Genomic DNA, 16,706 nt, shown 5'->3' on the forward strand with positions numbered 1-16,706 from the left:
ACCCCAGGTGATACGCGATCCCGGTGCGGGGCCCCACCGCGCGTGAGCCGCAACGCGACGATGCGCCGCTCGGTCTTGCGTGGCAGCTGGCTCGGTGACCTCCGCGGCCTCGAGCTGCGGTCCGTCAGCGGCAGCCCAGCCCGACACCGATCCACCCACCGTTTCGCTGTCGCCGGCGAGCACTGAAACCGTTCCGCAGCGCGGCGAAGCGACCATCCATCCTGAGTTATCAACAGGGCAAGGCGCCGGCGCCCCTCAGGAGTCAACGGAGCATTAGCGTGTGTCATGGAGACCTCCGGTTTAGAGATGCGAGTGTGGTAACCCACATCCTTGCCGGAGGTCTTCCCTATGTCACGCGTTCACAACCTCCCGAGGAACTACAGCTAGTAACTCGTCCTGCCACGCGTGGATGCGGGCGACGTAGGCGACGAAGTCAATACCAGTTGATCCGCTAAGTTCAATCAGTCTCTCGTTCGCCGCCGACGCAAGTTCGGTGATCCGAAGGCGGTCGAAGATGATCCCCATCGCCCTTTCATCCTTCTCTGCGAGGGCGAGCGACAGATCGTCGTATACCTGCTCCTTCTTCGGCTTGCAGTCCTCATGTTGCATGAACGGAATGAACATGGACAGCAGGCGCTCACTCGTGGGGCCATTCTGGAACCATCCGACGAAGTGCGGATCCATCGTGGCGTTTAGCGGTTTTGAGCGCCAGTTTTTGCCGGATGCGACCTGACCATACAGCACCGTCTTGCCCGGCTTGCCATCCTTGAATGAGCGCCAGGCTATGAGGTCGACCGAGCCATCCTTGACGACCGCGGGGTCATAAGCCGGGTTCGAGGAGATCAAACGGCCGACGGAGATCCGCGAGATAAAGCGGTTCAGAGCATCGAGAAATTTGCTTGATTCGTCAGGCCTGGGCCAGCCCATCCAATAGACGTCGCCGTGGACATACTCCGCGGCCACGAGAACGGCCATGACCTGCATCAGCTCGGGCATAGCTTTTCGCAGCTCGTGGTCCTCGGCGATCGTCACGTACTCATACTTGATTGCAGTGATGAGTAACGCAGCCACGTAGAACAGATGGGCGAACCCGTCGGGGGTCTGGAAGGGTCGCTCGCGTCGGATCAGGAACCAGTTTTGACCGACGACCTCCAGAACAAATGGATAGCTATCACCTAGAGCGTTGGATCGGAACTCCAGCTCTTCAAAGACCCGCAGCGACAGGTTCTCATCGACAGTGTTCAGGATCCCGCGATCACCGCGAAGGTCGTCGTCGAGTTCGACATCGCCCTCACGGTCCTCATCGTCGTCATCGCGAACAGGGTCATCGATGATGTTCACCGCCCGCACTAAACGAGAGCTCGTCACCTTCCTAGGGTGCGTCGAGATCAAGGCTTGTAGCTCCACCCAGTCCGCAATGCGCGCGCGAGAATCAGTCGGGGTGAAGACCTTAGTCATCTTCCTCGTCGTCCCCACGAAGAGCAGCGGCTTGCTGTTCGTCATATTGCTTCACAAGCAAGTTGATCGCTCGGGCGGTGCGGGAGATGTCCCCCACGGTTTTTCGAACCTCGCTGTCACCGTCGTATCCCTGACTGGCTAAGACCAATGCCTGTTCCAGGTCGTCGACCACGCCGTACACGATTTCGGCGAAGCGAGCGGTCTTGTCTTCCGCCTCGTCGTAGGACTTCGTAAGGTCTCGAGTGCGCTCAAGAGTCGAGAGCGCCCGAGAATTGGCGAGTACCTCGACAAGCCGCTTCAGGTCGGGGTTCTGACTTCGGATAATCGACGGTTCGCCGGGCTGCCCGTAAAGCCAAGAGGTGACGCGGCGGAGCTCCTGGTATCTCGCTTGTTTGATGGGCTTCTCCGGGAGGAGCCCATCTTCGCCGGCTTCGAGTTCGAGGTAGTCTCGCATGCCGGGTCGCGTGAGTCCGGTATAGAGGTGAGAAAAAGCGAACACCCGCTTGTCGCTCTTCGAACGGTCAAACAGGCCCTCGTCCTCGGCCTGCTCCAGCACCCTCCACCCATTCACGAGACGCAAAATCGTGCTGTGATTGTCGCCGAGCTCTTGGCTCACCTTCCTCACATCTGGTTCGTCAGCCAACCATTCCGCCGCGAACCTCGCCTTGGCTAGCGAGTCCCACTTGAAGGCTCCATTAATGTGTTTGAAGCCGATGAAGCTGCGCGCCTCGCGCTTCGACTCCACGAGCCGGACGCGAACCTCGTCGGGGTAGGGGGCGGCATCTTCAGGGACGCTGATGCCAGATTCCGCCTGCAGCTCGGGACTGCCAATGATTCGGAGGGCTGCCATCCGGCGGTTGCCCTCGACGACGACGCGAGAGTCCCTCAGGACTATCAGGGGCTCGTAGTCGAACCACCCCGAGGTAGTGATTGACTGCACCAGCTCGGAGACATCGGCAGTGTCCACGAGATAAAGGATCGCCTCCAGCTCGTCATTAAAGTGCGAATCGGGCATGCGCGGATTCTGAAGATCGAGCTTCAGGTCGCGCGGGTCCAGAAAGACGTCATCCCGGGTGTTTGGTGTTGCGTTCAACATGCACCTCCGGCAACAGCCTAGCGATGCAGGAGACTATCGCCCGTAACGAGCGAATCGCTCTGCGTTCGAGATCCCTAGGCTCGCGGCCGGGCGACCTCGTCCGGCGCAGTGCTCGAGGGTCAGTGCACGCCTGCGTGAGCCAGACTAGATGGGATGTCCTCAGTCGATGGCGCCACGAAAGGGGAGACGGTTGTCAAGATCGGGAGAAGAGGAGCACGCCAGGCTCATGCTCTCCGGCGAGTTGGGACTGGAGTTCCTCCTTTACGACGACGGCTCTAGGTCGAGCATGCCGGACCTACTGTCGGCAGACAGGAAGCACGTGGCAGAGGTGGTTACGACCTCTTTGCCCGCCGTTCGGGAGGCGGAACAGCACCTCGATCCCTTAGATGAGTCGCGACTACCTCACTGTGTATGGGTGACGATTCCGTACCCGAGGCTGGGTGGTGTCACCAAGGGCGTACGCCACAGCATTAAAGCGGACGTTCTCCGGTGGACAGCGGAAGCCGGGTGTGACTACCACTGGTTGTCACACGATGGAGAGCAGTTGCTCAAGGGGAACAACCCCGATCCGATTCTCGGTCTGCGGTCCTACGATGACGGGATCCGAGTGATGTGTGTTCAGGTTTGCCGACACTCGAACGTTGAACCTCATCAAATCAGCTGGCCTGTGGTGCACGCGCCGTCTCCGGAAGATCCATGGAGGTTGGTACGGCGGTCGCTGCACATTATCGACACGGAACATCGAGGCGGCGTGCAGGCGCTCGCTGAGAAGCTGAGCGGGTACCCAAACAAGCACTTGGTGATGTACCCGTTCGGTCCGCCCGGGAACCTGACGGCAGCGCTCAGTCACTACGCGCTCCCGCCGATCCTGCTCGAGATGTTGCCTCCACGGCTCAATCCGCCGCTCGCCGATCTACATTTATGGCTCATCTACCAGTACGGCGGCACTACCGATACAGAGGGTCTGCATGTCTGCAACGGACGCTGGTCAAAGTTCGGGACGCAGATTCCAAAACTGGACCTTCACTCCCCACTCATGCCGCTCCACTACCGAGATGCCTAGCGGTCACTGCGGATCTGCGAGAGCTCGCCTGACCCTGGATGCTCCCACACCAAGTACGCGCCCAATGCTCTCCCAGCTCTGCCGCTCAGCGCGCATCCGCTCGGCGGTCACGATCCGCTCGGGCGTCATCACGCTCGGGCGTCCGCCAAGCGCGGCCTGATTGAGACGTTGCTGGATCTCGACGCGCGCCAGGTGAATACCGTCAGTCCCCCCGAGCCCCTGATCGACACGACGACACCAATGGGGCGGGCGCTGTTCGGCATCGTCGCCGCGGAAGGATGTCAGCCAGTGTGGCGTTGCGACGGTCCTCATCGAATGAGGCGAGCGTCTGGGACAGGACTGTGCGAGCGGCCTTTTGGCCCCAGGCGTCGAGCTGTACCCCCGTCGCGCGCGATACGCACGATCGCGTGCAGCAGCCGATAGGTGCCTGCATCCCGATCTGGTTCACGATGAGCGGATCAAGCAGATTCAGGCGCGATCCTGAGCCGTCCTGGTGAACCGAATCGGCTCCCCCTGCCCCAACTCGCGCACCAGCTCGACGTGCCCGCCCTCGTTGCCCTGGGCTTCTTATCAAAAATGACCGCGCGGCGGACAAGAGCGATGTTCAGAACGGTCGCCTGTCGGGTCGTCGACGGCGCTCCGGTCAGCCTGAGCGCGTAGTGCCCACGTCGTGCTTGCGGGCGTTCACGAGCCGGCCCGGCCGGGCAACTCGTACGGCGATACTTCACCAGCTGCGCTCCCTACCGGCTGCACATCCTCATCTACGACGGCTTCGGCGCGTCGACGAGAGCGCCAGCCGGCTGCGGTGTGTCGCTCACTAGATGGCTTCTTTCTCTCCCTTGCCCGCCAGCAACGTACAGCACCTTGGCGAGACGCTCCGCATCCTAATGTCGGTGGCCCGCCGTAGTCTGTAAATGTCAGGTTCACAACTAACAATGGAGGATGACATGACAGACATCACCACCACCACGGCGGGACTCGGAGAGGGCGCCATGGCGCTCCCCCAGGCACCGACAGTCACTGATCGCCGGGTCGGATTCAGCGGCGAGCTGGATCGCGCGCGCAACGAGCTTGCCGAAGCGCAGCGAGTGATCGCAGAGCGCGATGCCATGATCGCGCAGCGCGACCAGACGCTCGCCACCATCCGTCACGAGCAGATCACCGACGGCGGAGACTTCCGCCTCACCACGTTCTGGGAGCGTGCCGGACGGATCGCAGATGCAGCGGACTTCTGCCAGGAGTACGACCGCATTGCAGAGGCCATGAACGGCCCTCGCCGCGAGCGCGACTACGACGTGACACTGCGCCTCACCATCGATTATGACGTGAGCGCACGCGGCTCGGATGGCGACGAAGCGGGCGACCATGCCATCGAAGACTTCTCCATCGACGCCCTGATCGAAGCGGCCCGCAACGGATCGCTGGAGATCCTCGAAACGGAGGTGTACAGCACCGAAGAATCCTGAGCACGCCCGGGGAGGGGGTTCCCCTCCCCGGGTTCCAAATGTCGGCGGCACCCGCTAGACTGTAAATGTCAGGTTCACAGATACAGAACGGGAGCGGCGCTCGCCGCATCCCCATCGACAGGGAAGGCGCACCATGGCTCACTCATTCAGCTTCAAAGTCAACGTCGAAATCGAACGCGAATCAGGAAAATTTGCCTCGCGTGAAGAGATCGCCGAGAACCTCCGAACGTGGCTCACCGACGCCGACGAAGGCAGCATCTACGGCATCGGCGCAGACGCGGACAGTACCTACAACACGACCATCTGGGAGGTCGAGGACGCCTAGCCGATCACCCCGAAATGGCGGAGAAAATCCGCCCTCAGGGGTTCCCAATGTCAGTGGCACCCGCTAGACTGTAAATGTCAGGTTCACAGTAAAAACGATTTGGGGCGGCGCTCGCCGCATCCCACCAGAGGAGGACCCCATGATGGCGAGCTACACCCGCCCACCAAACGACCCCCACGACTGGGCAGCCATCAGCCGCTGGGAAGACGCCGGCCGGCCACCCATCAACCCCCGACGGCACACCCCAAGACTCCGCCGACCACGACGCACCTAAGGATTCCTGATGGACCTCATCACCACCACGTGGACATCAGACGATGCAAACCCACTCGCCATCGGCGCTCTCGTCGTTGGATTCTTCATCCTCTTCGGCGGCCTCTTCGCCACCGCCTGGATCGCCGGCGACAAAGGAACACGCACCACAAAACGAAGAGCCTGGGCCTGGATCACCGGCACCACGATCGCAATCGTGGGATTGGGACTCATCATTCCCGGCTTCATCACCCCGCGAGTCACCAACACCAACACCCACACCCAGATCGAAGCCACCGGCACCATCGACTCAATCAGCCCCCTCAACCGCGGCGGCTATGGAATCCGACTCACCGACAACCTCGACATCCTCCTCAACGTCAACGAAGACGACAGCGACCAGTACGCGGGCCTCGAAGGACACGAAGCCACCCTCTACTGCACCACTCCCAACGGAATCGACAGTGACCACACAGCGCTCGCCGCAGGCACGATCCTCACCTGCTCCCCAAACCGCCCCACACCTGAGTCCATCTTCGGAATCGACATCCCTCACGACGACGACACCGACGCTCGAACCGCCCTCACGATATCCGGAGGAACCAAATGAGAATCCCCGCCCGAGCTCCCCTGAATCTTGCCGCTCAACTCGGCATCGATCTCCGTGCCCTCGGAAACCCCGTGACGGTAGAAGACCTCGCGCCCGGGGAGTTCGTCCTAGCCATCGACGAAAACACAATCGCCTCTGGCGGCATCCAGGAAATATCCCAGACGGGATCCTCCTCCCGCGTCTCCCTCTGGGGTGACGGCTACTCCGCTCACCTCGCATCACCTGCCCTGTACTTCCGGGTCGACAACGACGTGCACACCACGACACCAACCCGATTCGAGCGGCTCCTCGGCGACCGCCCCACCGCGCACGCCACCGCAAGACCGATCTCAGCCATCCTCGACATTCTCTTTGAACCGACCGCAGTCAGCTTCAGCGACGAAGGGAAACACGTCGTCATTCAAGACGACACCGACCACACCTGGAAGCGAAGAGTAATCCGAACCGTCGAGAGAAACCGCAGCGCCTACGGCGACGATTTCACCGTGAGGACCAGCAAACCCACCGGCAGCATCGACAGCACCAACAACCTCATCCCCATCACTGACGTGAGCACCATGCACGTGCTCACGAACCCCAAAACCTGAAATCTCACTATGATCAACCAAGGCACCCGGCTGTCGAGCACCCCCGCCTCGCGCGGAACGGTGGTCCCTGCATGTTGTGAACCTGACATTTCGCAACAGCTCCAGCCGGGTGCCGCTTCTCTCGTTGATCAACGCACCCCACCACCGATCACGAAGGGAACCCACTGATGCACATGCACCACGACGGCATCGACCTCCTCGTCACCGCCGCCATCGCCAGCCTCACCGACAACGACGACCTGAAGCACAACCCCCAGGCACTCGTCACCGCAGCCGACACCTTCGGCCAAATGCTCACCACCGCGCTCGCCGCATCCCCCACCGATAACAACAGCTATCAGTGGCAGCCCGCGCCGAACTCCTCACACCCACACTCGTCGACGACCTCATCCTGCAGATCGAACGCACCCGGCTCGCCTACATCGACATCTGCAGCACCCACGACGGCTGGCCCGACTCCCCCGCGCACCGATACATCGACCGCCTCGGGATCACCATCCGCGAACGCCTCAACCGCGGCACCACCGACCCCAACCGGCTGATCCTCACCTCGAGCGACCTCGAGGAAACCCACGCCGACTGGCGCCGACCCACCATCCACGCCCACCCATCCCTCACCAACCACCAGGAGCACAACCATGGCCAGCCGTGACCTCGTCGGATACGAATACATCGCCGCCGGCCTCGGACTCCTCCACACCAAAGCCGCCCGAGAATACCGCCACCGGCACACCGACTTCCCCAAGCCCGTGAACCCCAAACAGCGCTCGCCGCTGTTTCGCCGAGCGACGCGGACCGCTACATCGCCGCCCACCGCCGCGAAGGCGCAGCCGAAATCACAACGCCTGCACCGATCAAGATCGACATGGACAAGGTCGTCGATTACGCCTACATCGCACGCGAGCTCCACGTCACCCTCAAAACCGCATACAAGTACGGCACCCCAACCAGCGGCCAGTACATCCCCGGCTTCCCAGACCCAATCACCCCCCGTCGCGTCCGCACACCCCTGTTCAACCGCTTAGAAGCAGACGTCTTCATCGCCGGCCGACGCACCGCCGGCGAAAACCAAAAGGGCCGGGTCCGCGCCACCGCGATCGACACCCACGCGCTCGCGGCAGCGCGGGAGGTATCACGCCTGTTGGGTCGCGAGGTTGACCTGGAGAACCGAAAGCAGCTGCAGGAGATCCTGTTCGGAGATCTCCAACTCCCCGCGTCTGCCGAGACGTCCCGAGGCCCCTCTGTTGCAACTGCCGCGCTACAGCGGCTGTTTGAGGAGCACCCTCATCCTGTTCTCCGCGCGGTTCTCATCTACCGAGGTGTGCGGCTGCCTGAGGCTTAATTGAGAGCTTGCTGCACACAAGGAGAGGGCCGGGATGCGTTAAGCAGCCGGCCCTCTCCTTGTGTGCGGTGCGGATCTATGAGGCTCGAGCTACGAGCACTTGAACCTGGTCATCGACGTCCTCAAGACGCACGTCGACCTTGCCGAGCTCGCGGAGGGCGCGAACCTTGCCGGATCGGATGTCAGTCACTGCGACATGCGCGAGCTGCTTCCTCTCGCGGGGATAGCTCTTCCACGTCATCCACTGCCCCGCGGGTGCTGCAGCGAGGGCGCGCGCACGGGCGCTGGCTTGCTGACGCGTTGTAGGTATCGGCGTTGCGCCAAGAACGTCTTCAACAGTGCGGGCGCTCGGGTCTGCCTGAAAGCGCTCGATCAGGTGACTGAGCGTGCGGCCATCGAGCTTGCCGATGCCATCACGAATGGCCTGTTGCGCTGCAGCAACGGTGATCGGTTCGTAGGTGTTCTTGTGTTCAAAGAAGAAATCGAGATAGAGACCCTGGTTCAGATGGAACTTCCCCGTGTTCGGGACATAGCTCCAGATACGCATTTCGTCGTCTTCGTGCGCAATCCAGATGGCGTCACCAGTGGTGTTGCGCACCAGGTAGAGGTTCATGAATGTCCTCCGTTCTCTCTACACTCTTATCTTAGCTCATCTTAGCTTGTCTTAGTAGGGCGTGCGGGAGGCGTGGGCGGACCGTAGGCCTTCTCAACAGCCACAACGTCGCCGATGTGCAAGTCGATCAGCCTGGTGGGGTTGGTATCTCGTTCCAGGCTGCGACCATGGTGTTGAAAGCGACAGAGCGCTCCGCGTACGGCTGACCCTGATCGCGCAGCGTCTCGTAGTCGTGGTGGTACTGGTCTTTCACCGCCGCTCCAGCCTCAGAGTGAAACTGGATCTCGACGTCCTGATCGGACTCACTGTGGTGCACGACGACCGAGTGCAGTCCCTTGTATGGATTGCCGTCGACGAAGGAGTGCTCGATCTCTTTGACGTCCCAACCTTTCGCCTTCAGCTCGCTGAGGGTTTCGCGTGCCGCATCGGTGACGCGATCCGGTGTCGGCGCAACGACGGTGTACCGAACGAAGTCGGTGAGATGAGCGGTGATCTCGCGTGGCGTTTGAGAGGGGTCAGTGAGGATCTTGTTCTCGATCTTGCCTGCGAGTGATGATGGTGACTTCATCCGAAATTCGAGATTATGCATTCGACAGTCGTGCGGTGCAGCGGCGACGATCGCCGCTGTGATCTCTGGTTCGATGGCGGCTACGCGCTCGAGCTCGGCGATTGCGGCGCCGGCCACATTTGACCCGTACTGGTCATAGAGATCCTCGGTCGATGCCGGACGATCGCCCCAATTCACGTCCGGAGCATCCTCCGTTGCTGCAGGGCGAATGTCGTCGACGTCGACCGCCCGCAGGTGTCGGTGATCCAGACACCGTCGTCCCCCCTCGTCGCATGATCTACACACGAGCGAGGGCTTTCCGAGCAGCGTCATACTTCGCTGCGAGACGGGTGCGGGTCGCTTCGTCGAGTTGGGCGATGCGGGCCGGGTCTGTGTTGTCGTCGATGTCTGCTTGCTTCACCAGCAGCGCGAGAGGATTGCGACGAACGCGAGCGTAGTAGTCCACACGCGGTTCCCCGGCGCGGTGGGTGAGAGCATCGACAGCGTCGGTCACCTCAAGCGGGAATCGTTGCTGGAGGTCTGAAAGCTGCACGTCCGTGTCTTCGACGACATCGTGAAGCCATGCGATCGCCTCGAGCAGCTCGTCACCTCGCACCCGGGCAGCTACCCGGGCGGGATGTTCGATGTAGGGATGCCCGCTCTTGTCCACCTGGTCGACGTGCGCAGCTCGGGCGATGATTTCAGCCTGTTCTATGATGCGTCCCCTCATACCTTCATCTTAGGGAGGGGGTACGACATTGCTCAGGCTCAGGCTCGGGCGACGATGAGCTCATCCCAGTGCGTGGTCGCTCGCTTCGAGAGCATGCTGCGCTGCATCTGCCATGAAGGGCCAGGGCGCATGCCACCCCAGCCGAGTCCGAGGACTTCCCGGCCAGCCTTCTTCTGCACCTGGTCGATGATGGTGGCGATGCCGGCGTCTTCATGTGGATGACGAAACAACTCCAACGGCTGAATAACCGCTGCGGCCGAAGATCCGTGAGCATGACGCCGGCGCGCGCCCACCGGACACCCTCTTCGATCTGAGGGAGTAGCCGGTGAGCTGCGCGGGTGAGCTCCACAGGGTCTGCAGTCGGAAAAGGCAGCCGAACCATCTGTGTTGGATACCGGATTTGCTCGGTGTAATGACTCGTGCCGGCGAACGCGGTGAGGATCTTCGCCACCTGCTTATGTCTCATCAGCCTGGTGGATGCCTGCTGCGCGTAGATCGACAACGCCTGGCGCATCCCATCGCGCGTAGTGATCTTCTCCGAGAAGCTACGCGACACGATCAGCTGATCCTTCTTCCCGGTGCGGTCCTCCTCCGCGACGATCGCCGGCACTCCCCGCAGCTCAAGCGCGGTCCGCATCACCACCACATTCAATGCCTTGCGAATGAGGACGGGATCCGCGGCCGCGAGATCTGCGATCGTCCGAATGCCAATACCGGCCAGACGACGTTCCAGGCGCGAGGCTATGCCCCACACCTCTGAGACAGGCAGTCGAGACATGAGCGCATGACGCCACTCGGGTCTGGTCGACGACCACACACACACTCCATCGAACACCTCGAGGCGCTTGGCCGTTTTATTTGAAAGCTTCGCAAGAGTTCTCGTGGGAGCAATCCCAACGCACACCGGGACCCCCACCAGCCAACGAAGGGTGTCTTTGATGTCTCGGCCGAGGGCTGTCATCGCATCAGGATCTTTCGCGATCCGGGGGCTCACTTCAAAAAAATGCCTCGTCGATGCTGTATTGCTCTAAGTCGGGGGTGAAGCGTGACAGGATTTCCATGACCCTGTTTGAGCAATCCTGATAGAGCTCATAATTCGACGAGAGTGCCGTCAAGTCCAGTTCCCCGCGGTATTGCATCCGATGCAGGATCCGAGTCGTCGTCTGTGTCGGAAACACTATCGGTGCGTTCGATCTACCGCGCAACATTCCGCGGGGAAGTCTTGCGTCCATCCTCAGGGTTCGCGTTTAATGCATGATTAGAGCGTTATACGGATGGATTGGATTGTCGATGGGTCGGATTCCGCATGGTGCGTCGTCGTTGTATCTCGCGAGCGGGGTGTCGTTCCTTAACGCCCACGAAGCCGTCTTTGACGCGATGCTCGAGGGGTGGCGGATGCAGCAGGTCGGTGGCCGCCGGCTCAGGGAGGACTCGGTGGCTCGGGCGCTGGGCGTGGTGCGGAGATTCGAGGCCTACGCCGGGAAGAAGCCGTGGGAGTGGTCGGCGGGAGACTTCGACGAGTGGATGACTCTGCTGGTGTCGCAGAGGCAGGTGGAGGCGTCGACGATCCGGTCGTATCAGGGTGCAGTCCGCACGTTCTGCAATTACGTCTGTTCGCCGCATTACGGCTGGGTCGCCGAGTGCATGGAGCGTTTCGGGACGCATCCGGTTCAGGTCTGTCATGAGTGGAACACGCTCGCGCACCTGCAGGACTACGAGGGCAAGCCCGGCCGACGCCCGTTGACCAGGTCTGAGTTGCAGCGCCTCCTGGATCATGCGGATGCGGAGGTGTCGCGGTTGCTGGACGAGCACCGCAAGGGTGCGTTGCCGGCGTTCCGGGACGCGACACTCTTCAAGGTCGTCTACGCCTGGGGCATGCGCGCGAGCGAGGCGGTCGGGCTGGACATCACCGACTTCTACCGGAACCCGAAGGCACCGCAGTTCGGGGAGTTCGGGGTGATGCAGATCCGTCACGGGAAATCCTCGCGCGGCGGACCACCGAAGCGGCGCGCCGTCGTGACGTTGTTCGACTGGGCGGTCGACGCTCTCCAGGAGTATGTCGAGCAGGTGCGCCCACTGATGGTTCGTGACGGCTCGACGGCGCTCTGGCTGTCGGAACGCGGCACGAGGCTCCGCACTCGGGAGCTCGAGACGAGGTTCGCCACCTACCGGACAGCACTTGGCCTGGATGAGGTTCTGACGCCGCATGCGCTGCGTCATTCCTACGTGACGCATCTGATCGAGTCGGGCGTCGATCCCGCGTTCGTGCAACGCCAGGTCGGGCATCTGCATCAGTCGACGACGGCGATCTACACCGGGGTGAGCGCTGACTACATGAACACGATGATGAGTCAGGCGATTGAACGGACACGGCTGAGGCCGAGCGATGAGGAAGGAGCAGGGCGATGAGATTGATTGGGTTTGAGTGGAGGCTGCGGGAGGTGATGGCGGCGGCGGGGATGTTCTCCACGACGAAGCTGGTCCCGCTGTTGGAAGAGCGCGGTGTCTACTTGTCGACAAGTCAGGTCTACCGGCTCGCGGCGGAGAAGCCGGAGCGGATGAACATGCAGGCGCTGGTGGCGCTGCTGGACATCTTCGACTGCACGTTCGAGGAGCTCGCGCCCCGCGTTGTCCTCGGCGGCGCAGTCGCGGCGACCGGCACGGCCGACGCCGCGCCGGAGAAGGGCGACTCGGCGACGAAACGGCTCCGGGACTCCGGCCTGAAGCCGCGCAGGGCCCGGATTCTTCCGCCGGATGCGTGACCCGGTCTTCGCCGCTCTGACCGCACAGATCGCCGCCGTCGAACGCACGCTCCCCCACGAACGGATCGCCGACATCGTGACAGTGTCGTTCCGGCAGCTGCCCGTCGCTCGCCGGACCCTTGACCTCGTGACCGCGACTCCGAGGCTGCTCACGGCCGCGGACCCGCGGACCCCGCCGGCGCTGGCGAGTCTGCTGTTGCGCCTTCACGAGGCGGGAGCGCGCACCGTTCAGCCGCCGGGGTGCGCGCAGTGCGGAGCTCAGCGGAAGCTCCTGCAGGTGACGACGACGGGCCGGATCTGCGCGCCCTGCGTTCGCCGGTTCGCTGCCAGGACCGGGCGATGCGATCGTTGCGGTCAGACGCGCCGCCTGCAGGCCGGGCCGGGCGAGACGGCGTATTGCAAGCGCTGCTGGGTCGACATGAAGGCTGACGCGTCCGACCGGATCATCGACGAGGTCCGCCGGCATCGCCGGGTCGCGGCCGCAATCATCCGCCACGCGCTCACGCAGATGGCGGCTGCCGGCCGAGACCGCCGGGTCCGCCTCCTGCTCGAACTGCGGGTGCATGGCGAGGACTGGTTCGCAGAGCCCGCGACGGGATCGGTCCTGTTCGGCACCTTCTACGATCTGCTGCACCAGCAGGGCGCGCGCCTCCCGGAGCGCCGCTGCGGGGGTTGCGGGACCACGCGCACACTCACCGAACGCGTCGAGGGGCGGGTGAGCTGCCGGCGCTGCTACCGGATTGCACACCACAGCCCTTGCGACAGCTGCGGTGACGTCACCAATTTGGAGCGGTTGCTCTCCGATGGTCGCCGGATCTGCCAGCGTTGCACGAACAAGCTCCCCGATGAGAACGCCGTCTGCGTGCGCTGCGGGAACCATCGCCTGATCGCCTACCGGAGCCCTGACGGCCCGCTCTGTTCGACCTGTCGGGGCTCGTCACAGCTGGACACCTGCACGGTCTGCGGGGCGATCACCGCCTGCTTGTTCCATGGCAGCGCGAAGGCGATCTGCAAGCCCTGCAGTGACGAGGCGAGCGTCGACATCTGCACGATCTGCGGGAACGAGCGGCAATGCCGCTGGCCCGGCACCGCACGCGCAGCCTGCGAACAGTGCTCCAACCCTCGCGAACCCTGCGTGAGCTGCGGGGAGATCCGACTGCGCCACCGACGCGCCGAGGACGGCTCTGGATATCTCTGCTGGGCCTGCGTTGCGCCGATCATCGAGACCTGCACGAGCTGCGGCGACGACCGGATCGTGAACGGCCGGATCGAGGGTCGCCCGTTCTGCCCGCTCTGCTATCCCCGCCAACCGGAGTCCTTCCGCCCCTGCACCAACTGCGGGACCGTCACAAGGTTGATCGCGAAGCTCTGCCCACGCTGCCGCGCCGACCAGATGATCCGCGAGATGATCCCCGACGACCTCGCGGCCTCCGACACTCGCATCGCCCACCTGCGAGAGCGGTGGTTCCAGGGCGCGCCGTCGAAGATCATCCACGCCTTCGAGCGCGGCACCGTCGCCTGCACCCTGATCACACTGGTGCTCACAGACCCGACCCTGCGCACCCACGCCTACCTCGACCAGGCCGGATCCGAATACCAGACTCGAGCAGTGCGGTCCGTGCTCATCGACCACGAGATGCTTCCACCCCGCGACGAACTACTCGCCCGGTTCGAGCTCTGGCTCCCCGACGTGCTGGCAGAGATCCCCGACCCAGGCGAGCGACGCACCGTCACCCAATACGCGCGCTGGCGACACCTTCGCGCGCTACGACGGAACACGATGCCTCCCGCTCCGGGCAACTGTCCTGGCGACGGATCGAGATCATGGGGATCATCGAGCTCCTCACATGGATCCATTCCCGAGGAGGCTCCCTCGCATCCCTGACCCAGGCGGACGTCGACGAATGGCTCACCGGCGGCGCCCGCCCGTTCCTGCACCACTTCCTGAAATGGGCGGGACGAGACGGCGCGTCTCGACGCCTCGTCGCCCCGAGGCCGCCGTCAGGAACGCTGAATCCGCAGGCGCTGAGCGACGACGAACGCTGGCGGCTGTTCGCCGACGTCACCTCCGACGCCTCCATCGATCCGCACACGAAGTTCGCCGCAGGTTGATGCTCATGTTCGGCATCCGCGCAGCGAAAATCGTCCAGCTGCGCGCCGAGGACGTCACCGTGACCGAGGACACAGTGCTTGTTCGTCTCGGGGCGGAACCTCTCGTGCTTCCCGCCGAGCTTGCACCGGCCGCTGCTGGAGCGGCCGGCAACCGCACCGCGCCCCGGATGTTCGTGGAGAGCATCGAGCAGGAGTGGGTCTATCCAGGAGCCCGCGCCGGCCATCACATGGCCCCCGACACGCTCAACGCGCGGCTCCGCGCCGTCGGCATCCCGCCGCGACTGGCGCGCACCAGCGCATTGATCGCTCTCGCGCAGGAACTCCCACCCGTCGTGCTCAGCCGACTGACCGGACTGGACATCACCTCGCAATCGCGTGGTCCAACGCGATCGGCGCGAACAGCAACGCATACGCCGCCGCGGTCCTCGAACGGATCGGCATGCCCATCCCGAACCTTTGACGGTGAGCGCACTACTGGCCGGCTATGCGGATTCGAGGACGGCGGCGACCTGACCGCTGCGCACCCGATCATCACCTTTTCGTGTCGACTCGCACAGGAGTGAGCGCGGGAACGAGTCGGAGGAACACGACCATCCCGACGAGTTCGACGAGGGTCTGGGTGATCACCGCGAGCGGCGCGATCGCGAGCGGGCCGGGGAGGGCGAGGGCGAGCGGGAGCACGACGAGGGAGTTGCGGGTCGCGCCGCTGAAGACCACGGCCCGGGTCTCCGGGACCGGCAGTCGCACCACCCGGCCCGCAGCGACCCCGATGAGCAGCATGAGCACGAGGAACGCCGCATACAGCGGCACGACACGGAGCAAGGCGACGGCTTGGCTGCCGACGCCGGCGATCTGCGAGCCGACCACGACGGCGAGGGTCGCCATCATCAGCGGCACCATCGCCGCTGCGAAGACCTCCTCGATCACCCGCCCAACTCGATGGCGACGGGCGAGGGCTTGCACGATCGCGGCCGCGGTGAGCGGGATCACGATGAGGATCAGGAACGCCTCGACGAACGGCTCGAGGTCGATATGGGCGACCGTGTCGCCGCCGGCGAACAGCCACAGATAGCCGGGCAGCAGCACGATTTGCAGCAGCATGAGCAGCGGGGTCGCGGCCAGCAGCCGGGCACGGGCACCGCCGGCGAGGCCGGTGAACACGATGACATAGTCGACGCACGGGGTGAGCAGCACCAGCAGCACCCCGATCAGCAGCCCCTGATCATCGACCACGAATCGCGACAACCCGAAGACGATGAGCGGGACGGCCACGAAGTTGACGACCAGCACGGTCCCGAGGAACCGGAAGTCGCGGAACGCGCGACCGACCTCGATCAGCGGCACGCCAAGGAACGTCGCGAACAGCAACAGCGCCAGCACCGGATTCGTCGCCCCGGACAGCACCGGCGCGACTGCCGGGAAGATCAGCCCGATGGCGATGCCGGCACCGATCGCGGCGACATAGAGCGCCACCTGGTGCCGTTCCCACCACTCCACCATTGCGCTCATGCCCACCAGCCTAGAGATCCCGCGTGCTTGACCTACACATTCACAGAGGCCCGGACGCGGTCGTGATGACCGTCACCTTTCCCCAAGCGCACACCGCGGTGCTCGCCGCCCTCGTCGACACCGCGCCCGACAGGCCGCTGGACTGACGAACGAGTCGGCATGCCCCTCCCGATCCCTAGACGCCAACCCGTCAGGCGACCGCAATCGTGTCGGCAGCAACCTGGACGGCGGGAT

The 16,706-nt window shown here is 63.4% G+C and carries 22 protein-coding genes and 2 pseudogenes; 12 read left to right on the plus strand and 12 right to left on the minus strand.

Annotation, left to right across the window (positions count from 1 at the left end; genetic code table 11):
* The 3 genes and pseudogenes from DC31_RS00005 to DC31_RS00015 form a co-directional block, all read right to left on the minus strand.
* Positions 1–287, minus strand: a pseudogene (locus tag DC31_RS00005) (helix-turn-helix domain-containing protein); the annotation flags it as partial.
* 64 nt (positions 288–351) lie between these two features.
* Positions 352–1,368 (minus strand): hypothetical protein, encoded by a 1,017-nt coding sequence (locus DC31_RS00010; protein WP_152545287.1) that lies wholly within the window; start codon positions 1,366–1,368, stop codon positions 352–354.
* 82 nt (positions 1,369–1,450) lie between these two features.
* Positions 1,451–2,473, minus strand: a complete 1,023-nt coding sequence (locus DC31_RS00015; protein WP_152545288.1) for a hypothetical protein — start codon at positions 2,471–2,473, stop codon at positions 1,451–1,453.
* A 307-nt stretch (positions 2,474–2,780) separates the two neighbouring features.
* Here DC31_RS00015 and DC31_RS00020 point away from each other — a divergent pair, with 307 nt between their 5' ends.
* Entirely contained in the window at positions 2,781–3,617 is an 837-nt protein-coding gene (locus DC31_RS00020) for a hypothetical protein (RefSeq protein ID WP_036275611.1), read from the plus strand.
* A gap of 3 nt (positions 3,618–3,620) precedes the next feature.
* Here the strand turns inward: DC31_RS00020 and DC31_RS18570 are convergent, their stop codons facing one another.
* The gene (locus DC31_RS18570) at positions 3,621–3,929 is read right to left on the minus strand and encodes a hypothetical protein (protein WP_036275614.1); all 309 of its coding nucleotides are present in this window, start codon (positions 3,927–3,929) and stop codon (positions 3,621–3,623) included.
* A gap of 635 nt (positions 3,930–4,564) precedes the next feature.
* Between DC31_RS18570 and DC31_RS00030 the strand changes: the two genes are divergently transcribed.
* The 4 genes from DC31_RS00030 to DC31_RS00045 all read left to right on the plus strand — a co-directional run bounded on the left by DC31_RS00030 (position 4,565) and on the right by DC31_RS00045 (position 6,857).
* Positions 4,565–5,083, plus strand: a complete 519-nt coding sequence (locus DC31_RS00030; protein ID WP_036275616.1) for a hypothetical protein — start codon at positions 4,565–4,567, stop codon at positions 5,081–5,083.
* Positions 5,084–5,216: 133 nt separating this feature from the next.
* Entirely contained in the window at positions 5,217–5,408 is a 192-nt protein-coding gene (locus tag DC31_RS00035; RefSeq protein ID WP_036275619.1) for a hypothetical protein, read from the plus strand.
* A 283-nt stretch (positions 5,409–5,691) separates the two neighbouring features.
* Positions 5,692–6,270: a hypothetical protein gene (locus DC31_RS00040; protein WP_036275626.1), complete on the plus strand. Its 579-nt coding sequence runs from the start codon at positions 5,692–5,694 to the stop codon at positions 6,268–6,270.
* Positions 6,267–6,857, plus strand: a complete 591-nt coding sequence (locus DC31_RS00045) for a hypothetical protein (protein WP_036275628.1) — start codon at positions 6,267–6,269, stop codon at positions 6,855–6,857. Before DC31_RS00040 ends, DC31_RS00045 begins: the two co-directional genes overlap by 4 nt.
* A 128-nt stretch (positions 6,858–6,985) precedes the next feature.
* Here the strand turns inward: DC31_RS00045 and DC31_RS18300 are convergent, their stop codons facing one another.
* The gene (locus DC31_RS18300) at positions 6,986–7,147 is read right to left on the minus strand and encodes a hypothetical protein (RefSeq protein ID WP_160173179.1); all 162 of its coding nucleotides are present in this window, start codon (positions 7,145–7,147) and stop codon (positions 6,986–6,988) included.
* A gap of 50 nt (positions 7,148–7,197) precedes the next feature.
* Between DC31_RS18300 and DC31_RS00050 the strand changes: the two genes are divergently transcribed.
* On the plus strand, positions 7,198–7,509 hold the full coding sequence (locus DC31_RS00050) for a hypothetical protein (RefSeq protein ID WP_036275629.1): 312 nt from the start codon (positions 7,198–7,200) through the stop codon (positions 7,507–7,509).
* Positions 7,510–7,722: 213 nt separating this feature from the next.
* Positions 7,723–8,199, plus strand: coding sequence for a DNA polymerase (locus DC31_RS00055; protein WP_036275631.1), 477 nt, complete (start codon positions 7,723–7,725; stop codon positions 8,197–8,199).
* A 76-nt stretch (positions 8,200–8,275) separates the two neighbouring features.
* Here DC31_RS00055 and DC31_RS16645 read toward each other — a convergent pair whose 3' ends face one another.
* The 6 genes and pseudogenes from DC31_RS16645 to DC31_RS20045 form a co-directional block, all read right to left on the minus strand.
* Positions 8,276–8,812 (minus strand): hypothetical protein, encoded by a 537-nt coding sequence (locus tag DC31_RS16645; protein ID WP_051606248.1) that lies wholly within the window; start codon positions 8,810–8,812, stop codon positions 8,276–8,278.
* Between the two features lie 127 nt (positions 8,813–8,939).
* On the minus strand, positions 8,940–9,557 hold the full coding sequence (locus tag DC31_RS00065) for a hypothetical protein (protein ID WP_036275634.1): 618 nt from the start codon (positions 9,555–9,557) through the stop codon (positions 8,940–8,942).
* Positions 9,558–9,657: 100 nt separating this feature from the next.
* Positions 9,658–10,089 carry an HD domain-containing protein gene (locus DC31_RS00070; protein ID WP_036275637.1) on the minus strand — a complete coding sequence of 144 codons (432 nt, stop codon included), beginning with the start codon at positions 10,087–10,089 and terminating at the stop codon, positions 9,658–9,660.
* Between the two features lie 38 nt (positions 10,090–10,127).
* Positions 10,128–10,319 carry a DUF4113 domain-containing protein gene (locus DC31_RS16650; RefSeq protein WP_160173180.1) on the minus strand — a complete coding sequence of 64 codons (192 nt, stop codon included), beginning with the start codon at positions 10,317–10,319 and terminating at the stop codon, positions 10,128–10,130.
* 80 nt (positions 10,320–10,399) lie between these two features.
* Positions 10,400–11,050 (minus strand): annotated as a pseudogene (locus tag DC31_RS20040) (DinB/UmuC family translesion DNA polymerase); the annotation flags it as partial.
* Positions 11,051–11,084: 34 nt separating this feature from the next.
* Positions 11,085–11,321 (minus strand): Y-family DNA polymerase, encoded by a 237-nt coding sequence (locus tag DC31_RS20045; RefSeq protein ID WP_081813638.1) that lies wholly within the window; start codon positions 11,319–11,321, stop codon positions 11,085–11,087.
* Positions 11,322–11,379: 58 nt separating this feature from the next.
* On the opposite strand from DC31_RS20045, the gene DC31_RS00080 reads away from it, so the two are divergent.
* Genes DC31_RS00080 through DC31_RS16665 form a run of 5 tightly spaced genes read left to right on the plus strand, consistent with a single transcriptional unit; the run spans position 11,380 to position 15,526 of the window.
* Entirely contained in the window at positions 11,380–12,498 is a 1,119-nt protein-coding gene (locus DC31_RS00080; RefSeq protein ID WP_051606252.1) for a tyrosine-type recombinase/integrase, read from the plus strand.
* A complete protein-coding gene (locus DC31_RS00085) occupies positions 12,495–12,851 on the plus strand; it encodes a helix-turn-helix domain-containing protein (RefSeq protein WP_036275645.1) in 357 nt (118 codons plus the stop codon). The genes DC31_RS00080 and DC31_RS00085 overlap by 4 nt, the downstream gene beginning before the upstream one ends.
* Entirely contained in the window at positions 12,844–14,736 is a 1,893-nt protein-coding gene (locus tag DC31_RS00090) for a hypothetical protein (RefSeq protein ID WP_036275647.1), read from the plus strand. Before DC31_RS00085 ends, DC31_RS00090 begins: the two co-directional genes overlap by 8 nt.
* The gene (locus tag DC31_RS00095; RefSeq protein WP_036275649.1) at positions 14,676–14,963 is read left to right on the plus strand and encodes a hypothetical protein; all 288 of its coding nucleotides are present in this window, start codon (positions 14,676–14,678) and stop codon (positions 14,961–14,963) included. The genes DC31_RS00090 and DC31_RS00095 overlap by 61 nt, the downstream gene beginning before the upstream one ends.
* A 5-nt stretch (positions 14,964–14,968) precedes the next feature.
* Positions 14,969–15,526 (plus strand): hypothetical protein, encoded by a 558-nt coding sequence (locus DC31_RS16665; RefSeq protein ID WP_152545290.1) that lies wholly within the window; start codon positions 14,969–14,971, stop codon positions 15,524–15,526.
* Here DC31_RS16665 and DC31_RS00105 read toward each other — a convergent pair.
* Positions 15,495–16,472, minus strand: a complete 978-nt coding sequence (locus DC31_RS00105) for an arsenic resistance protein (RefSeq protein ID WP_200872836.1) — start codon at positions 16,470–16,472, stop codon at positions 15,495–15,497. The genes DC31_RS16665 and DC31_RS00105 overlap by 32 nt on opposite strands.
* Positions 16,473–16,706 lie beyond the last annotated feature (234 nt).

Origin of the sequence: Microbacterium sp. CH12i, assembly GCF_000685355.1 — a bacterium.
GTDB lineage: Bacteria > Actinomycetota > Actinomycetes > Actinomycetales > Microbacteriaceae > Microbacterium.

What these genes read in the sequence shown, in the direction of transcription:
- DC31_RS20045 (WP_081813638.1), bottom strand. Translation starts at nt 11,321, where the DNA reads ATGGACGCAAGACTTCCCCGCGGAATGTTGCGCGGTAGATCGAACGCA.
- DC31_RS00030 (WP_036275616.1), top strand. Translation starts at nt 4,565, where the DNA reads ATGACAGACATCACCACCACCACGGCGGGACTCGGAGAGGGCGCCATG.
- DC31_RS18570 (WP_036275614.1), bottom strand. Translation starts at nt 3,929, where the DNA reads ATGAGGACCGTCGCAACGCCACACTGGCTGACATCCTTCCGCGGCGAC.
- DC31_RS00055 (WP_036275631.1), top strand. Translation starts at nt 7,723, where the DNA reads ATGGACAAGGTCGTCGATTACGCCTACATCGCACGCGAGCTCCACGTC.
- DC31_RS00015 (WP_152545288.1), bottom strand. Translation starts at nt 2,473, where the DNA reads ATGCCCGATTCGCACTTTAATGACGAGCTGGAGGCGATCCTTTATCTC.
- DC31_RS16645 (WP_051606248.1), bottom strand. Translation starts at nt 8,812, where the DNA reads ATGAACCTCTACCTGGTGCGCAACACCACTGGTGACGCCATCTGGATT.
- DC31_RS00070 (WP_036275637.1), bottom strand. Translation starts at nt 10,089, where the DNA reads ATGAGGGGACGCATCATAGAACAGGCTGAAATCATCGCCCGAGCTGCG.
- DC31_RS00020 (WP_036275611.1), top strand. Translation starts at nt 2,781, where the DNA reads ATGCTCTCCGGCGAGTTGGGACTGGAGTTCCTCCTTTACGACGACGGC.
- DC31_RS00045 (WP_036275628.1), top strand. Translation starts at nt 6,267, where the DNA reads ATGAGAATCCCCGCCCGAGCTCCCCTGAATCTTGCCGCTCAACTCGGC.
- DC31_RS00095 (WP_036275649.1), top strand. Translation starts at nt 14,676, where the DNA reads ATGGGGATCATCGAGCTCCTCACATGGATCCATTCCCGAGGAGGCTCC.
- DC31_RS00090 (WP_036275647.1), top strand. Translation starts at nt 12,844, where the DNA reads ATGCGTGACCCGGTCTTCGCCGCTCTGACCGCACAGATCGCCGCCGTC.
- DC31_RS00035 (WP_036275619.1), top strand. Translation starts at nt 5,217, where the DNA reads ATGGCTCACTCATTCAGCTTCAAAGTCAACGTCGAAATCGAACGCGAA.
- DC31_RS00080 (WP_051606252.1), top strand. Translation starts at nt 11,380, where the DNA reads ATGGGTCGGATTCCGCATGGTGCGTCGTCGTTGTATCTCGCGAGCGGG.
- DC31_RS00105 (WP_200872836.1), bottom strand. Translation starts at nt 16,472, where the DNA reads ATGAGCGCAATGGTGGAGTGGTGGGAACGGCACCAGGTGGCGCTCTAT.
- DC31_RS00085 (WP_036275645.1), top strand. Translation starts at nt 12,495, where the DNA reads ATGAGATTGATTGGGTTTGAGTGGAGGCTGCGGGAGGTGATGGCGGCG.
- DC31_RS00040 (WP_036275626.1), top strand. Translation starts at nt 5,692, where the DNA reads ATGGACCTCATCACCACCACGTGGACATCAGACGATGCAAACCCACTC.
- DC31_RS16665 (WP_152545290.1), top strand. Translation starts at nt 14,969, where the DNA reads ATGTTCGGCATCCGCGCAGCGAAAATCGTCCAGCTGCGCGCCGAGGAC.